Origin of the sequence: Clostridium disporicum (genome assembly GCF_001405015.1) — a bacterium.
GTDB classification, from domain to species: domain Bacteria; phylum Bacillota; class Clostridia; order Clostridiales; family Clostridiaceae; genus Clostridium; species Clostridium disporicum_B.
In genome coordinates this window covers 23682-41184 of record NZ_CYZX01000005.1, presented here as the reverse complement: position 1 = coordinate 41184, position 17503 = coordinate 23682, and the positions used below count along the sequence as shown (strand labels likewise).

At 29.9% G+C, this 17503-nt stretch carries 10 protein-coding genes and 1 riboswitch; of the genes, 9 read left to right on the top strand and 1 reads right to left on the bottom strand.

Annotated features, from left to right (window positions below; translation table 11 throughout):
• The first annotated feature begins 38 nt into the window (after window positions 1-38).
• The 3 genes from ARA56_RS04375 (at window position 39) to ARA56_RS04365 (ending at window position 2885) form a co-directional block, all read left to right on the top strand.
• The gene (locus ARA56_RS04375; protein WP_055264364.1) at window positions 39-1001 is read left to right on the top strand and encodes a glycosylasparaginase; all 963 of its coding nucleotides are present in this window, start codon (window positions 39-41) and stop codon (window positions 999-1001) included.
• A gap of 75 nt (window positions 1002-1076) precedes the next feature.
• A complete protein-coding gene (locus ARA56_RS04370; protein WP_055264362.1) occupies window positions 1077-1685 on the top strand; it encodes a copper homeostasis protein CutC in 609 nt (202 codons plus the stop codon).
• 24 nt (window positions 1686-1709) lie between these two features.
• Window positions 1710-2885, top strand: a complete 1176-nt coding sequence (locus ARA56_RS04365) for an NAD(P)-dependent malic enzyme (protein WP_055264360.1) — start codon at window positions 1710-1712, stop codon at window positions 2883-2885.
• A 123-nt stretch (window positions 2886-3008) separates the two neighbouring features.
• On the opposite strand, the gene ARA56_RS04360 is transcribed toward ARA56_RS04365, so the two are convergent.
• A complete protein-coding gene (locus ARA56_RS04360) occupies window positions 3009-3875 on the bottom strand; it encodes an amidase domain-containing protein (RefSeq protein ID WP_055264358.1) in 867 nt (288 codons plus the stop codon).
• Between the two features lie 492 nt (window positions 3876-4367).
• Here ARA56_RS04360 and ARA56_RS04355 point away from each other — a divergent pair, with 492 nt between their 5' ends.
• The 6 genes from ARA56_RS04355 to ARA56_RS04330 all read left to right on the top strand — a co-directional run bounded on the left by ARA56_RS04355 (window position 4368) and on the right by ARA56_RS04330 (window position 17502).
• On the top strand, window positions 4368-5354 hold the full coding sequence (locus ARA56_RS04355) for a Gfo/Idh/MocA family protein (RefSeq protein ID WP_055264356.1): 987 nt from the start codon (window positions 4368-4370) through the stop codon (window positions 5352-5354).
• 122 nt (window positions 5355-5476) lie between these two features.
• Complete coding sequence (locus ARA56_RS04350; RefSeq protein WP_055264354.1) at window positions 5477-6475, top strand: LacI family DNA-binding transcriptional regulator; 999 nt, start codon at window positions 5477-5479, stop codon at window positions 6473-6475.
• A 299-nt stretch (window positions 6476-6774) separates the two neighbouring features.
• Window positions 6775-8151, top strand: a complete 1377-nt coding sequence (locus tag ARA56_RS04345; protein ID WP_055264352.1) for a sucrose-specific PTS transporter subunit IIBC — start codon at window positions 6775-6777, stop codon at window positions 8149-8151.
• A 258-nt stretch (window positions 8152-8409) separates the two neighbouring features.
• Window positions 8410-8772 carry a hypothetical protein gene (locus tag ARA56_RS04340; RefSeq protein ID WP_055264350.1) on the top strand — a complete coding sequence of 121 codons (363 nt, stop codon included), beginning with the start codon at window positions 8410-8412 and terminating at the stop codon, window positions 8770-8772.
• Window positions 8773-9009: 237 nt separating this feature from the next.
• A riboswitch (cyclic di-GMP riboswitch) is annotated at window positions 9010-9095 on the top strand.
• Between the two features lie 211 nt (window positions 9096-9306).
• The gene (locus tag ARA56_RS04335) at window positions 9307-16158 is read left to right on the top strand and encodes an NPCBM/NEW2 domain-containing protein (protein WP_055264348.1); all 6852 of its coding nucleotides are present in this window, start codon (window positions 9307-9309) and stop codon (window positions 16156-16158) included.
• Between the two features lie 372 nt (window positions 16159-16530).
• Complete coding sequence (locus ARA56_RS04330; RefSeq protein ID WP_055264346.1) at window positions 16531-17502, top strand: carbohydrate kinase family protein; 972 nt, start codon at window positions 16531-16533, stop codon at window positions 17500-17502.
• Window position 17503: the final 1 nt, after the last annotated feature.

Here is a 17503-nt window from a genome sequence, read left to right as displayed (position 1 = left end):
ATATATTATATAAGATGGACGTTTGGGAGGATGATATTATGAAATATGGAATGATTGCAACATGGAGAATGGCAGTAGAAGGAATCACGGAAGCTGCAAAAGATTTAAATAATGGAGCTACAGCAGGAGATGCTATAGAAAAAGCTATAAAAATGGTAGAAGATTATCCATTATACAAATCAGTTGGATATGGTGGACTACCAAATGAAAACTGTGAAGTAGAATTAGATGCAGCATATATGGATGGTAATACTTTATCTATTGGAGCTGTTGGAGGAATTAGAGATTTTAAGAACCCAATAAGCATAGCTAGAAAGTTAAGTGAGGAAAGATTTAACTGTTTCTTAGTTGGAATAGGGGCTGAAGAATATGCTCATAAAAATGGATTTGAAAGAGTTAACATGCTAACAGATAGAGCTAAGCAATTCTATGAAAAGAGAAGAAAAGAAACAATAGAAAAAGGATTAAGCCCATATGATGGACATGATACAGTAGGAATGATATCATTAGATTCAGAAGGTTCTATGGTGGCAGCTACTTCCACAAGTGGATTATTCATGAAGAGGAGAGGAAGAGTTGGGGATTCACCGGTTTCAGGATCAGGATTCTACTGTGATAGCGAAGTTGGAGGAGCTTCTGCAACAGGTCTTGGAGAAGACTTAATGAAAGGTTGTATATCTTATGAAATAGTAAGATTAATGAAAGAAGGAATGACTCCACAACAAGCTGCAGATACAGCTGTTTCAAGGTTACATGATGAATTAACAAGAAGAAGAGGAAAATCAGGAGATTTATCAGTAGTTTGTATGAATAACAAAGGTGAATTTGGTGCAGCTACAAATATAGCAGGTTTCTCATTCTCAGTAGTAAGAGATGGAGAAGAACCACAAGTTTATGTATGTAATAAACAAGAAAATGGAGTTACTACATATGAACCAGCTAGTCAAGAATGGTTAGATGCTTATATTAAGAGAATAAACTCACCAGTAACTTTTGATTAGTTAAGAGTTAAGAATTTATGTAGAAACTTTTTAGGGAGTTTCTATAATACTATTATTTAGTGGGAGGATAGGAGTATGGCTATTTATGAAGCTTGTGTTGGTAACTATATTGAGGCAATAGAGGCTGAAAAGCGTGGGGCTAATAGAATAGAGTTATGTGATAACTTAATGCAAGATGGTACTACACCAAGCTATGGTACTATAAAGCTTGCAGTTGAAAAAACTAATATACCAGTGATGGTTATAATAAGGCCTAGAGGTGGAAATTTTGAATATTCTTCTGATGAAGTTGAAATTATGAAGGAAGATATTAAAGTATGTAAAAAGCTAGGAGCTCATGGAGTAGTAATAGGTGCTTTAAAGGAAAAAGAGATAGACTTAGAAACTATAGAAGCTTTGCTAGAAGAATGCGAAGGTTTAAGCGTTACATTCCATATGGCATTTGATGAAATAGATGATAAATATAAAGCTATTGATAAATTGGCTGAGTTAGGAATAAATAGAATTCTTACAAAGGGTGGAAAAGCAAATGCTATAGAAGGTAAAGATGAATTAAAAGCATTTTCAGAGTATGCAAATGGAAGAATTTCAATAATGCCAGGTAAAAGTGTTACTAAAGAGAATAGAGATTATCTTTTAGAATATACAAATACAGTAGAGATTCATGGTAGTAAAGTAGTTTAATTAAAGAAATAGAGGTGCTTTAATATGAGTATATATGAAGAATCATTAAAATTTCACGAAGAATTAAGAGGAAAATTTGAAGTAGTTTCAAGAGCTAAGGTAGATAATGAAAAAGACTTAAGCTTAGCTTATACTCCAGGTGTTGCAGAACCTTGTAGAGAAATTGCAAAAGATCCAAACAATGCTTATATCTATACAAGAAAATGTAATACAGTTGCTGTAATTTCAGATGGTACAGCTGTTTTAGGTCTTGGCGATATTGGACCATTAGCTTCTTTACCAGTAATGGAAGGAAAAAGTATACTATTTAAAAACTTTGCAGATGTAGATGCATTTCCAATAGTTTTAAACACTAAAGATACTGATGAAATAGTAGAAACAGTATCTAGAATTGCTGGGTCTTTAGGTGGAATAAACTTAGAAGATATATCCGCTCCAAGATGTTTTGAAATAGAAAGAAGACTTAAAGAAAAGTTAGATATTCCAGTATTTCATGATGACCAACACGGAACTGCTATAGTAGTTTTAGCAGGAATAATGAATGCTTTAAAGATAATTAAGAAAGAACCTTCAGATTTAAAGGTAGTAATGAGTGGAGCTGGAGCAGCAGGAGTTGCTATAGCAAAGCTTTTATTAAGCTTTGGAGTAAAGAATATAGTTATGTTCAATAAAGAAGGTATTATAGATAGAAATAAAGAGTACACTGATCCATCTTTAGTTGAGATTTCTAAAATAACTAATCCTAACAATGAAAGTGGTACTTTAGCTGATTCAATTAAAGGAGCAGACGTATTTGTAGGGGTATCTGCACCAAATCTTCTTTCAACTGAAATGGTAAGCACAATGAATAAAGATGCTATAATATTTGCCATGGCAAATCCAGTACCAGAAATATTCCCAGAGGATGCTAAAAAAGGTGGAGCTAGAATAATAGGAACTGGAAGATCAGACTTTCCTAACCAAGTTAATAATGTGCTTGCATTCCCAGGTATATTTAGAGGGGCGCTTGATGTAAGAGCAAGTGATATAAATGAAGAAATGAAGTTAGCAGCTGCACATGCTATAGCTAATGAAGTTTCAGAAGAAGAATTAAGTGAGGATTATATACTTCCAAAAGCACTTAATAAGAATGTAGCAAAAGCTGTTGCAGAAGCAGTAAAGCAAGCAGCAATTGATAGTGGTGTTGCTAGAATAAAATAATAAAGATAAGTAAATTAATAGTGAACTAGATAATTTAACGATGAAATAATAACTAGTAAAGAGATTGTATCTAATTATTTATATAATAAGAATACAATCTCTTTAAATATATATTTTTATTTATTATTCCTTATAAATATTTTTTTCTTTCCAGCCTAAATCAAAAGGTATGTTATTAGAATTAATAGTGGTAGAGTTTACTAATGGATAGTTTTTAGAATCATATCCACAAACCACCCCTTTATGATCAACAAAGTTGAACTTTTTATAAGATAGTATGTCACCAATATTAAGGTTATCTGTAATAACAAAATTTTTATTAAAAGATTTAGAAAATTCTAAATGACTTCCATTTAGATTATAAGCATAATTATTAGAGGTATTATTTAAGAAGTCTAAGTAGTAGTCTTTTTCAATTTCAAAGCTATTATCTATTTTATTAAGAGAGAGTATATGAATTAAGTTTACATTAAATGTATTTACTGTGTTATCATCGTAGTAAACATAATTAAATTCACAATTCTCATCAGCTTTGAAAGTAATCATATCACCAGTATCTTTTAAATCCTTTATTGTAACACTAGAGGTTATAGAAGTGAATATGATACCTCGTTCAATAGCCCAATCTCTTAAGTAAGATATACGTTTGAGTTCATTATTAAATGAATAGGTACTATTAGTATGAGTTAAGTTATAAAACATAGATAAATCATGTACCTCACCAGTTAAAAATGCATTATTTCTTTTTGAAAATAAATCTGAAATATATTCTGTAGCCTTTAATTCAAGAGAAATAGTATTTTTGTTAAAACTACCTACATCAAATGTTTCATCTTCTAAATCATAATTATTAGAACTTAAGTTGCTTGTTTTAGAGAGATTAAGAGCAAAAAGAAAGAAAAGAGTAATAATAAAAATACTATAAGCTATAAAATATAAAAAATTTTTAAGATGTGTTGAGAAATACTTATCATTATTAAAAAATTTCATTTTTATACCCTCTTTAAGTGAGATTCTAAATCTTTGATTTAGTTAATCGAAGTTAAGTGAAAGTCCAAATTTTAATTTGGTAACTTGAACTTACTCTGTAAGAGTACTACTACGAATGCATATGAGTAGTGAGTTTCCTTAACTGAAAATCCAAATCTATGATTTGGTAATTTGAAGTTACTCCTACGAATGTATATGAGTAGCGAGTTTCCTTATAAAAATCAAATAATATTTATTATATTTCCCTTAACTATTGAGTATATACTCAATATAAAGGTAAAATTAATATTAACAGGAAAAATAAATCAGTACATTTTAAGTATATTTTGGGATAGGGTTGATTTATGAATAAAGTAGACAAAAACATATTATTAATTATTATGTTTATAGTCTAAGATACTATATTTACACTATGTAGATGTATTAATAAAGTAAAATATATTTAGTTAAAGTATGATAATTATGAATTAATTTAAAGAGGTGTATGGCGAGATGATTAGATTTGGAATTGTAGGAACAAATAATATAACAACTTGGTTTTTAGATGGAGCAAGTTTAGTAAAAGATTTTAAACTAACAGCAGTTTACTCAAGAACAGAAGAAAAAGCAAAAGAGTTTGCTAATAGATATGGCGTACAAAATACATTTACTAGTCTTGAAGATATGGCGAAAAGTGATTTAATAGATGCCGTATATATTGCATCACCTAATAGGCTACATGCAGAGCAAGCTATATTATTTATGAATAATGGAAAGCATGTATTAGGAGAAAAAGCATTTGCTTCAAATACAAAGGAAGTTAATAAAATGATAGAAGCTGCTAAGAAGAATAATGTAGTGCTAATGGAAGCAATGAAAACTACGCTTATGCCAAATTTTAAGGTTGCCATGGAGAATATTCACAAGATAGGTAAAGTAAGAAGATACTTCGCAAGCTTTTGTCAATACTCATCAAGATATGATAAGTATAAAGAAGGAATAGTATTAAATGCATTTAATCCAGAATTATCAAATGGAGCGTTAATGGATATTGGGGTATATACTATAGCTCCTATGGTAGCTCTTTTTGGAAGACCAAATGAAATAAAGGCAAGTAGTTATATGCTTGAATCAGGAGCAGATGGAGAGGGAACAATAATCTTTAAGTATGATGATAAGGAGGCTTCAGTAATATATTCTAAAATATCTAATTCACATCTTCCTACAGAAATCCAGGGGGAAGAGGGGACTATGATAATAGATAGAATAAATACAATGGGCTCTGTTAAGATTATATATAGAGATGGAAATGTTGAAGATTTAACTCAATATCAAGAAGAACATAATATGTGCTATGAAATTGAAGAATTTATTAATATAATACAAAGAGGAGAAAAAGAATCAAAGATTAATTCTTTAGAATTCTCTAAAAATGTAATGGAAATAATGGATGAGGCAAGAAGACAGATTGGTCTTGTATATCCAGCAGACAGAAATTAGTTGACTATGAAAAATTGAAGAGTTGACTAATTCAAGGTGAAAGGTTTAGATTTCGCTAAAAGGGAAAAGTCTGCTTCGTAAAAGAAGAAATGTTACTGTGTAAGGAAAAAGGAGAAAAGAAAATGGCTTTAAATATAATTGATATTGCTAAGTTGGCTGGGGTTTCAAAATCAACAGTATCTAGATATCTTAATAGTGGATATGTTAGTGAAGAATCTAGAAGCAAGATACAGAAAGTACTTGATGAAACTGGGTTTCAACCACAGAGACATGCTAAGAGCATGAGAACTAAGAAGACAAATTTAATAGGAGTTATAGTTCCTAAAATTAGTTCTGAAACAATAGCAAGAGTTGTTGAAGGAATGACAGATATATTTTCTCCTAAAGGATATGATGTTCTTATTGCTAACACAAATTTATCTATAGAAAAAGAAATTGAATATCTAAACATATTTAAAAATAATAATGTCGATGGAATTATATTTATAGCAACGAAGGTGACAGATGCTCATATTAAGGTAATGAATGATGTTCAAGTTCCGATTGTAGTAGTAGGTCAAGAAATTAATGGTTATCCATCAGTTTACCATGATGATTATAATGCTGCAAAAGATAGTGTAAAGTATATTATAGATAAAGGTCATAAAAATATAGGCTTTGTTGGAGTATATAAAGAAGATATATCAGTTGGACATTATAGAACAAAAGGATATATTGATGGAATTATAGAGTCAGGAATAAAGTTAAATGAAAATTATATAAAGATTGGAGAGTTTTCATCTGAAAGTGGATATAATCTTGCTAAAGAAATAATGGAAAATGATAAAGATGTTACTGCAATTTTAGCAGTTACTGATAATATTGCAGTTGGGGTAATAGAGTATTTAAGAGAAAATAATTATAGAGTACCTGAAGATGTTGTGGTAATGGGAATGGGAGACTCTAGAATATCAAAAGTAATAACGCCTAAATTAACAACAATTCACTTTCATTATAAAACTTCAGGAAGAAAAAGTGCTGAAATAATGTGCGAAATTCTAGGAAATGGAATAAACTCCTCAAAAAACTTGTATAAAAATATTAAACTTAACTATGGACTTATAGAAAGAGACAGTATATAATAACCTTATGAAAAGGTTATTATTTTCTTATGCATGGGAACGTTCCCTTTAAATGAGGAATATAAATATTATCAAAAAAACATATTAAGTATATTTAAGATAGTATTTTCTTATGCAAAATGTGGGAACGTTCCCTGGTGTAGTGGAATATGAAGAAGCTAAGCGGGGAAAATATTAAAAAGACTTTTTAAAGTAGAGTATGGGATTTTAAATAAATGAAATTACACTGTAAGTATACACATACGGATATATATGAATAGTGTGTTTCATAGCTTTTAAATTACAAGGAGGAAGTAAAGATGGGATCAAATAAGTATTTTGATTGTGCCAATAAAATATTACAGTTTATTGGTGGTAATGAAAACGTTGCTAGTGCAGCACACTGCGCAACAAGATTAAGATTAGTTGTAAAAGATGAGAGCTTAATTAACAAAGAGGAAATCGAGAATTTAGACTTAGTAAAAGGTGCTTTTATGAATGGAGGACAATTCCAAGTAATAATAGGGCAAGGCATAGTAAATAAAGTTTATGCTGAGTTTGCAAATATTACAGGAATTAAAGAGATGAGCACAGCTGACGTAAAGGCAGAAGGTGCTAAGAAGCTAAATCCATTACAAAGATTAGCACAAGTATTATCAGATATATTTGTTCCAATTATACCAGCTATAGTTGCGGCAGGACTTTTAATGGGATTATTAGGGCTTGCAGGTAAGTTTGGATTAGAACAATATTCTAATACTTGGTGGTGGATGATGCTTGATTGGTTTAGTTCAGCAGCATTTAACTTCTTACCTATATTAGTTGCAATTAGTGCAGCAAAGGTATTTGGATGTAATCCATACTTAGCAGCAACAGTTGGTGGAATAATGATTCACCCTACACTTCAAAATGCATGGACTCAAGGTACTGGTTATGAAACTATTAAAGTTTTAGGCTTAATTGATATGCCTTTACTTGGATATCAAGGAACAGTATTACCTATATTAATAGTTATTTTTGTAATGTCTTATATAGAAAAAGGAACTAGAAAAATTGTTCCAGAATTACTTGATATATTATTAACTCCATTAATAACTGTTTTAGTTACAGGATTCTTAGCATTAGCAGTTATAGGGCCAGCAGCTAACTTTATCGGTGCGGGAATTAGTACTTTCTTAACATTTGCAATAGATAAGTTAGGAATAATTGCAGGGCTTTTATTCGGAGGAGCTTATTCATCAATAGTTATTACTGGAATTCACCATAGTTTCCACGCTGTAGAGCTTAGTGTTTTAGCTGAAACAGGAGTTAATACATTACTACCAATTTGGTCAATGGCAAACGTTGCTCAAGGGGGAGCGTGTTTCGCAGCATTCTTATTAACAAAGAATAAAAAGATGAAGGCTATTGCATTACCATCAGCTATAAGTACATTATTTGGTATAACTGAAGCTGCTATCTTTGGGGTTAACTTAAGATACAAGACTCCGTTTATAGGGGCAGCAATAGGTGGTGCAATTGGTGGAGCTTATGTTGTAGCAATGAAAGTTGGAATGACTGCAGTTGGTGTTACAGGTATACCAGGTATGGCAATAACAGCTTCAGGATCAACGCTTCACTATATAATAGGATTAGTTATTGCAGTAGGTGTTGCATTTGTAGCTACTATGTTTATGGGAATTAAAGAAGAAGCTTAGTAAATCAATAATTATTAATTAGAAATTAATAATTAAATGTTATGAAGAGAAGAAATTGTCTTAGGACAATTTCTTCTTTTTGTATTAATATATTAGGCTATACGTTTAGCAAATTAAAATGAATAATATATAGCTAGTAATTATTGTTTTGATAAGAAATATAATAAATTTTAACCTGAATATTAATTATAATTAAATAATATAGAACAAATATAGACATATAAGAATACCATATTAACTAAAGGAGGTGTTAATTATATGTCTTTGGAAGTAGTTGGATGTTATAGGGAGTTAAGCTCAATAAAAGAGGAATGTAAAACATATTTATCTTATCATGCTGTCTTAATAATGAGTGATGGAAGTACTTGTGATGGAATTATTGAAGGTGTGGATGATGATAGTGATGAAATCATAGTGTTAGTTGGAGAAGATGTAGTAATTGATGATGGAGATAATATGAGTCGTCAACAACCTATGGGATATAAAGGCCCTAATAGATATAGAAGATTTAGAAGAAGAAAATTTCCAATCAATAGAATAAACAGATTGGATTTATTGAGGTATCCGTTTATTTATCCAGTATATCCATATCCGTACCCATATCCATTTTTCCCTTATTAATGTATTATTATAAGAAATATTATAATTTTGACTTACTAAGCTACTCTTTTGGAGTAGCTTTTTTACTTTACGTTTAGATACATGTAATAAGATATGTAATATAATAAATTATGAGGCTATTGATAACAATGTAAAAAAAGTAAAATGAATACAAGAAGTTACTATTAAATAATAAAAAATAGTATAAAATAAATATATTGATTTACCGTAGAAAAATATGGTATTATTTACATGTGAAAATTAAATAGGCAAATCTAGGGAAATCTAGAGACGCAAAGCTATAGGGACTAAGGTTATTTTAACTATGTCAGCCAGTTGCCAAAGGGTACATTATACTTTTTGTCTTATAAGGTTAGTAAATTTATATATTTTGAACTAATATTTATTTTTTAGTGAGTATTTTTACTTATAAAGAATCAATATAAAGGCTACTATATAAATATTATTACTTATGATTATTAAGCTACTCTTTTGGAGTAGCTTTTTTTAATGTACTCCTCTGGGAATAAAAATTATTTCAAGGGGGAAATGCAAATGTTAAAAAGAAAGTTATCTACGATTATCTTGGCAGCAACGATAACAAATATGATTTCTACTCCTATTAATGTTTTAGCAGACACGCTAAATAATGCAAGGATAGAAGTTGCACAAGATGAAAAAACATTAGGGGGACAAGCTACCATAACAAAGTTCAGCTTACAAAGTAGCCAATATTTAGAAAGCTATAATGAAGTATTTAAAATGGATAACTCTAACATCAAATCTATAAGTAATAATGGGGGAAAATATTCAGGAAGTACTATTGATAAAGCAATAGATGAAAACTTTCAAACACATTGGGAAACAGGAAAGCCTAATAGTTCAACTTTTACAAATGAAGTAGTGATAACATTTGAGGAGGTTGAAACTTTAAATAGGATTGTTTATGCAGCAAGAAGAGATGCTGGAGGAAAAGGTTTTGCTCAAGAGGTAGAAATTTATTCATCACGTACAGAAAATGCAGATGATTTTGAGTTAGTTGCAAGTGGTGAATATACAGGTTCTACTGGTGATATTGTAGAAATAAAATTTGATGCAACAGAATTTAAAAGAGTAAAATTTGTATTTAAGAAAGCTACAAACAATTGGGCAAGTGCATCAGAATTTATGTTTTATAAAGAAGATAACATAATAGATAAAATGAATAATATATTCACTAATGAGTCAAAGAATGAGTTAAGTGAAGAGTTTAATACAGTAGAAAAACTAGAAGCTTTTGATGTAGAGGCAAGTACACATCCATTATATAATGAAATAGCAGAGGATATTAATAATGCTAGAATAATATTAGAAGGAAAGAAGTTGGAATTTACAGAGGCTAAGGTGGCTAATTTTAAATCATTTAATGATGAAAGATTAGATAATTATGATGAATTATTTAAAGTGCCTTTAGAAAAAATTACAAGTATAACAACTAATGGTGGGCATTATGCTTCTAATGTCATAGCAAGAGCTATGGATGGAGATGTAAATACAAATTGGCATTCTGGAAAACAAAATTCATCTAGCCATACAAATGAAGTAGTAATAACTTTAGATGAGTTAACAACAATAGACAGAATAATGTATACAAGCCTAGTTTCTAGAGGTTTTGCACAGGAATTTGAGATATATGGATCTAGAACATCAGAAGGAGATACTTTTGAAAAAATATCAGAAGGAGCTACTAGTATTACAACTAAAGATACATTACAGATAAAGTTTAAAGAAACAGAAGTAAGAAGAATAAAATTTGTATATAAAAAGGGATATGAAAAGTGGGCTTTAGCTTCTGAATTTGGTTTATATATGCCAGATGAGTTGGATCAAAAAATAGACATATTGTTTGTAGATGAAAATATGAATGAAGTTAATCCTGAATTTGGAACAATTGCTGCTATTGATAGTTTAATAGAAGAAGCTGAAGGGCATCCATTTGAAGCGGAATATACTGAAAAGTTAAACCTAGCTAAAGAGTTGGTTGAATTTGGAAAAATTCAAAGTGGAACGGCTAATGTATCTAAATTTGAACCTTTTTATACAGATTATATAAATGAATATGATGATGTATTTAGAGTTCAAAATTTGAGAATAAGTAACAATGGAGGACAATATTCTAGTTCTGCAATAAAGTATGCAATAGATGAAGATACAAATACTCATTGGGAAACTGGAAATCCAAATAGTAATTCTTTTAAAAATGAAGTTATATTAACATTAGAAGAAGCAGAGATGATAAGTAGATTAACTTATAAATCCAGAGTTAGTGGTAAAGGATTTGCGGAGCAGTTTAGTATATATATATCACCAGTTGCTTCGGGGGATAACTTTCAAAAAGTAACAGAAGGTAGTTATACAGTAACTACTGATATGTTAGAAATACAATTTGAGCCTACTAAGGCTAAAAGAGTGAAGTTTGTATTTGATAAAGCTCATGAAAGTTGGGCATCAATTTCAGATATAAGATTATATAAAGAAGATTTAGTATCTAAAAAAATGAAAACACTATTTACAAATGGGTTAATGGATACTGTTTCAGATGAGTTTAATACTATAGAAAAGTTAATAGAATTTGAAAATGAGGTTAGTAACCATCCATTATCTGCTGTGTATTTAAAAGATATACAAATGGCCAAAGAAAGTGTAAATGGTGAATTACAAACTATTAAAACTGTTGTTGCAGAACAGTATGGAGATAGAAATGCACATGCAAATAAGAATCTAAAGTTTGGTTTTGGTAATAATAATCAACCTACTGGGATAGTTGCTATGGCAGGAGAAACAATAACAGTATATGTTGATGCAGAAGCAGGGCAACCATTACCACAATTGATGTTTTCACAACAGGAAGGAAGCTTTGCAAGCTGGGGAAGAACTGTAAGTTTACATGTAGGTAAAAACGTAATAACTGTACCAGCTGTTAGTCAAAATGATGGATGGTATAGACATGATGTAACTCCAGGAGGAGCTGTATATATAGTTAATCCATATACAGAAGAACAACAAAATAAAGCACCTGTTATAAGATTTGCATCAGGTTGCGAACAATTTCCTATTATGGATAAAAATACTGATGAGCAAGAATTTTTAGAGCTTTTAAAAGATTATAAAGCAAGACTTGATGCAGACAAAGCAGAAAATCCAAATGTTATGGATAGAAAAATGATAGATGTTGCAGAAATAGTTTCAGACCATCTTGTATTTACAGGAACTGCAACAGGGGCATATGAAGCATATATAAATCAAGAATTTGGTCCAATGAATACTGTAAATATGTATGATGATCATATGGATATGATATTTGAATATTTAGGAATGGACGGAAGTAGTATAAATAATGATATTAAGTATACAAGAGAGAACATAAGATTAGCGCAACCATTTGGATATATGTATGCAGCTGGAGGTCATATAGGTGTTCAAGGTGACGTAATGGTCGCTATGCTAACTAGTGTAGGTGGATGGGGTGTTGACCATGAAATGGGTCATAAACTTGATATAGGGGTAAGAACTATAGGCGAAGTTACAAATAATATGATACCTCAAAATTCATCTTACTATTATAATAAACCAAATAAAAGAATACCTTTTGAAAGTCATGTTTTCAAGAATGTTATAGCAACGGATAATAACAGTTATTACGCAGGTGGATATTTTGAAAACTTAGCAGCATTCTGGCAATTAGAAATGATATATCCAGGATATTGGGGGAAAGTAAATGCTCAATATAGAGAAAATAACGTAATTTTAGATTCTGAAAATGCAGCAAATGATAAGTTAAACCAACTAGCTAAATACTCTAGTATAGCTTTAGAATTGGATTTAAGTGAACATTTTGAAAGACATGGATTCTGGGTTTCTGATGAGACAAAAGAATTATTAAGTAAATATCCAAAGCCAGATATAAAAACTTGGTATGCTAATTATGATTATATAGAGTATGAAGGTGAAGGATTTAATGGTAATCCAGAATTAAATGTTAATGTTCTTAATGAAAATGGAAACGTAAAATTATCATTTAATGTTAATGAAAATTCAAAAAATGATGTGTTAGGTTACGAAATATTTAAAGATGGTGAATTAATAGGATTTACTTCAACTAATAGTTTCATTGATGCAGAATCAAATGTAGGGGAATCAGTAAATTATACTGTTATACCTTACGATAAGAAATTAAATACTGGAGAGGCAGTAGTAGTGAACTCTTTGACTCCAAGTTTAAGAGTACAACAACAATCAATAAGTATAAAACTTAGAGAAGAATTTGATCCAATGACATTAGTTAAAGCATTAAGTTACAATGGTGAAGATATAAGCTCAAATATAGTTATAAATGGGGAAGTTAATGTAAATGAAAAAGGAATTTATCCATTAGAATATATTATTGATGATAATGGAGTAGTTGTTACAAAGATGGTAAATGTTGAAGTTGTAAGTGATTATGATTATCTATCAGATACAGCTTGGGCAAGTGTTACAACTCAGCATGGAACTCCAAGAAGAAATTCTAGCATAAAGGGAAGAGTAAATGGAGAAATAAAAACTTTTGATAAAGGGTTTGGAATACATGCAAATGGTAAGATAACTTATGATTTATCAAATGTAGATTATGATAACTTTGAAGCATTAGTTGGAATTGATATGAGTATAGCATCTCAAAGTAACTCAAGTGTAGTATTTAAGGTTATTGGTGATGGTGAAGTTCTAGTTAGTACAGATGTAATAAAACATGCAGATAATATGGTTGGTATAAATGTTCCGATTAAGGGTATTCAAGAGTTAGTTATAGAAGTTAATGATGGAGGAAATGGTAATACTTCTGACCATGCAGTAATAGCTAATCCAAAGTTAACTACTAATAACGCTAAACCTTCTTTAAATGTTATAGATAAGACCTATAAATTAGGTGAATCAGTAGATTTTAATGCAGGTATAAATGCAACTGATGTTGAGGATGGAGATTTAACTGCAAGTATAGAAATAATTTCAAACAACTTTGAAGAAAATAAAGTTGGAAGATTTGAAGTTACTTATAGAGTTACTGATAGTGATAATAACTTAGTTGAAAAAACTTCATATGTAACAGTGTATGAGGAGTTTGAAGTTGTAAAATCTAAGTATGGACAATTCAATAATTTAGAAGCATATAATGAAAAGTTTAAAATACCAGTAGTTTCAGTATCTAATAATGGTGGGAACTATGGAAGTAGTGGAATTAGTTATGCTATAGATAATAACGTTAATACCCATTGGGAAACTGGTAAGCCAAATAGTTCTACATTTAAAAATGAAGTTATATTTGATTTAGGTGAACTTGCTGAAATTGATAAAATTGCTTATAAAGCAAGAAGTGGTGGAAAAGGCTTCGCTACAAAATTTGAAATTTATGTTTCAACAGAAGCAGAAGGAAATGACTTTGTTTTAGCTGGTATAGGTTCATATACTGGTAGCAGAAATGATGTTATTGAAATAGATATAGCTAAAACAGAAGTTAGAAGAGTTAAATTTAAGTTTGTTGAAGCTTATGATTCATGGGCAAGTATTGGAGAGATGTCATTCTATAAAACTGATGAATTAGCAGATAAAATAGCTAATGAATTATTTGTGGATGAAAGTAAAACTGCTGTAATGGAAAACTATAACACATTAGAAAAGTTAGAAGCTTTAAGAAATGAAGTTTCAAACCATCCAGCATCAAGTTTATTCCAAGAAGATTTAAATAAGGCTGAAGAACTTATAAGGGCTAGCTTCCCAGTATTAAATATACCAAAATCAGTATCAACTAAATTAGGACAAGTTATAGAATTAGATGAAGAATATTCTGCAACTGATATTGAAGATGGTGATTTAACTTCAAGTATTGAAGTTAGTGGAAATGTTAACTTTAATAAAGCAGGTAAATATCCTATAACTTATAAAGTAACTGATAGTGATGGAAATACTGTAGAAGCTACAAGAACAATTGCAGTTGTAGATATGAATGATTATTCTTATCTAACAGATTATGAGTGGAAGTCAACTTCAAATAGCTATACTGCTCCTAAAAAGGATATTTCAATAAGTGGAAGAGCATTGAGATTAACAGATGAGAATGGTAAAGAAGTAGCTTATGAAAGAGGTATAGGTGCTCACTCAACATCTACAATAATTTATGACTTAACTGATAAGAATTGCGATTATTTCACTTCATATATTGGAGTAGACAGACAAATGTATAACACAGTTGGTTCTGTAAGCTTTGAAGTTTATGTAGATGGAGAAAAGAAGTTTGATTCAGGATTAATGAATTCTAAAGATATACAAAAATTTGTTGAAGTAGATATAAATGGAGCTAAAGAGTTAAAACTTGTTGTAACTGATGGTGGAAATGGAAATGGTTCAGACCATGCTACGTGGGGAGATGCTAAGTTACATTATGCGAACAATGAAGCTGTTGAAGTTAATAGAGTAGAGTTAGATACTTTATTAGAAACAATAAATGAACTAGATACCAATGATTATTCAGAAGAAAGTTTTATAAATCTTCAAGATGTATTAGAAGAAGTAAAAACAAGTTTATTAGATGGATATAATCAAGTAGAAATAGACGATTTATATGTAAAACTGAATGAAGTATATGAAGCTTTAGTAAAGCTATCAGACTTACAAGCTGCAATTAATGAAGTGGCTTTAATAGATAAGGAAATTTATACAGAAGAAACTGTAGCTGTTCTTGAAAAAGTTCTAGAGAGAGCAAATAATATGTTAGTTGATAAATCTATAACACAAGAAGCAGTAGACTCTATGGTAAAAGAAATATATTCTGTCATAGATAATTTAGAAATGAATATTGATTTAAATGAAGTAGTTAATGTACCAGATAGAATTTTAAGAGATGCTATTAAAGAAACTTTAGAATTAACATCAAATACAATAACTATAGGTGATATGTACAGATTAACTTCATTAAATGGTGAAGGGTTAATGATTAGCAGTTTAGAAGGCTTACAATATGCTAAAAATTTAGAAACATTAAATTTAAATTATAATGAAATACAAGATTTATCACAATTAAGTAGTTTGAGAAAACTAACAGATATTAGTGTTATAGAACAATATATAGCTGTAGGTATGGCATATGTTACTGATGGAAAGGTGACAATAGATGAGGAAGTTATAGATATAACTGGTGAAAAAATGATGCCTAAGAAAGTTTTGATTGCAAATGTAGAAGGATCAAAGACAATTGATGCAATATCAGTGATAGAGGACAATAAAATTTCTATAGATAAAGGTCTTTTATATAGTGGAGTAAATAGTGTATCTTTAATATACCAAAGCTTAGATGGAAAATATGAAGCAACTACTATATATATGCTAACGAACTAAAGATGATTTTATTTAGTTAATAATATTTTTATACTATAAAGAGAGCTTATTAAAAGAGATAAGCTCTCTTTTAATAATAGTAGATTATTTTTAGATGCATATAAATTAATAGTAAATATATTTTTATATATAATTAATGGTAATAAGAGGTAAGAAAAGAGGTATAAATTAAGAAAGATATTTGATGATAGGGGTTAATAGTTTATATTAAAAATGTATAGTGAGAAGAGTTGGATGATTAATTAAAAAATATAGACTAAGTGTATAGAAAAGTATATAATTATTTTATAGAAGTAAATGTAAATATGTTTATTGATTTATTTTTTTACGAATATAGGGGAACATTCCCATGTTTGTATAGGAGGAGAGAAAATGAAAAAAGTAATTTCAATAGGTGAAGCATTAATAGATTTTATACCACATGAAAAAGGTGTTGCATTAAAGGATGTGTCTAACTTTTTAAGAGTAGCAGGGGGAGCTCCTCTTAATGTTGCAGCAGCAGTATCAAAACTAGGTGGAAGCTCTGTTATGTTAACTAAGCTTGGAGTAGATGGTTTTGGAGATCACATATTAGAAGAAATTAAGCCTTTAGGAGTAGATACTTCAAGGATTTTAAGAACTAAAGAAGCAAATACAGCATTAGCATTTGTATCATTAAAAGAAGATGGAGAAAGAGATTTTTCATTTTATAGGAACCCTAGTGCAGATATGTTATTAAATAAAGATGAAATAGATGAAGAGACATTTAAAGATGGAGGAATACTTCATTTTTGTTCAGTAAGTTTAATTAATGCTCCAATAAAGGAAGCTCATAGAAAGGCGATTGAATTTGCAAAGAAGAACAAATGTATAATAAGTTTTGATCCTAATGTTAGATTACCATTATGGGAAACGCCAGAGTTATGCAGAGAAGCAATATTAGAATTCCTTCCATATGCAAATATAGTAAAGATAAGTGATGAGGAATTAGAATTTATAACTGGAATTAAGGATGAAAAGAAAGCATTAGAATTCCTATTACAAGGTGATGTTAAAGTAATAATTTATACAAAGGGTACTAATGGAGCAGAGTTTATTACTGGGAATACTACTGTATTTTCACCTTCATTTAAAGTAGTTGCTCAAGATACTACAGGTGCAGGAGATTCATTTATAGGTTCATTCTTATACCAAGTTGCAGATGAAGAATATTCATTAGAAGAACTAGTAAACCTAGATGAAGAAAAAATTAAAGCTATATTAACATTCTCGAATGCTACAGCTGCATTAACCGTATGTAAAAGAGGTGCTATAGGTGCATTACCAACTAAGGAAGAAGTTTTAGCGATGATACAGGGGAGATAAT

Coding starts and splice junctions, on each gene's coding strand:
- ARA56_RS04350 (WP_055264354.1), top strand. CDS start 5,477: ATGGCTTTAAATATAATTGATATTGCTAAGTTGGCTGGGGTTTCAAAA.
- ARA56_RS04360 (WP_055264358.1), bottom strand. CDS start 3,875: ATGAAATTTTTTAATAATGATAAGTATTTCTCAACACATCTTAAAAAT.
- ARA56_RS04335 (WP_055264348.1), top strand. CDS start 9,307: ATGTTAAAAAGAAAGTTATCTACGATTATCTTGGCAGCAACGATAACA.
- ARA56_RS04365 (WP_055264360.1), top strand. CDS start 1,710: ATGAGTATATATGAAGAATCATTAAAATTTCACGAAGAATTAAGAGGA.
- ARA56_RS04330 (WP_055264346.1), top strand. CDS start 16,531: ATGAAAAAAGTAATTTCAATAGGTGAAGCATTAATAGATTTTATACCA.
- ARA56_RS04370 (WP_055264362.1), top strand. CDS start 1,077: ATGGCTATTTATGAAGCTTGTGTTGGTAACTATATTGAGGCAATAGAG.
- ARA56_RS04345 (WP_055264352.1), top strand. CDS start 6,775: ATGGGATCAAATAAGTATTTTGATTGTGCCAATAAAATATTACAGTTT.
- ARA56_RS04355 (WP_055264356.1), top strand. CDS start 4,368: ATGATTAGATTTGGAATTGTAGGAACAAATAATATAACAACTTGGTTT.
- ARA56_RS04375 (WP_055264364.1), top strand. CDS start 39: ATGAAATATGGAATGATTGCAACATGGAGAATGGCAGTAGAAGGAATC.
- ARA56_RS04340 (WP_055264350.1), top strand. CDS start 8,410: ATGTCTTTGGAAGTAGTTGGATGTTATAGGGAGTTAAGCTCAATAAAA.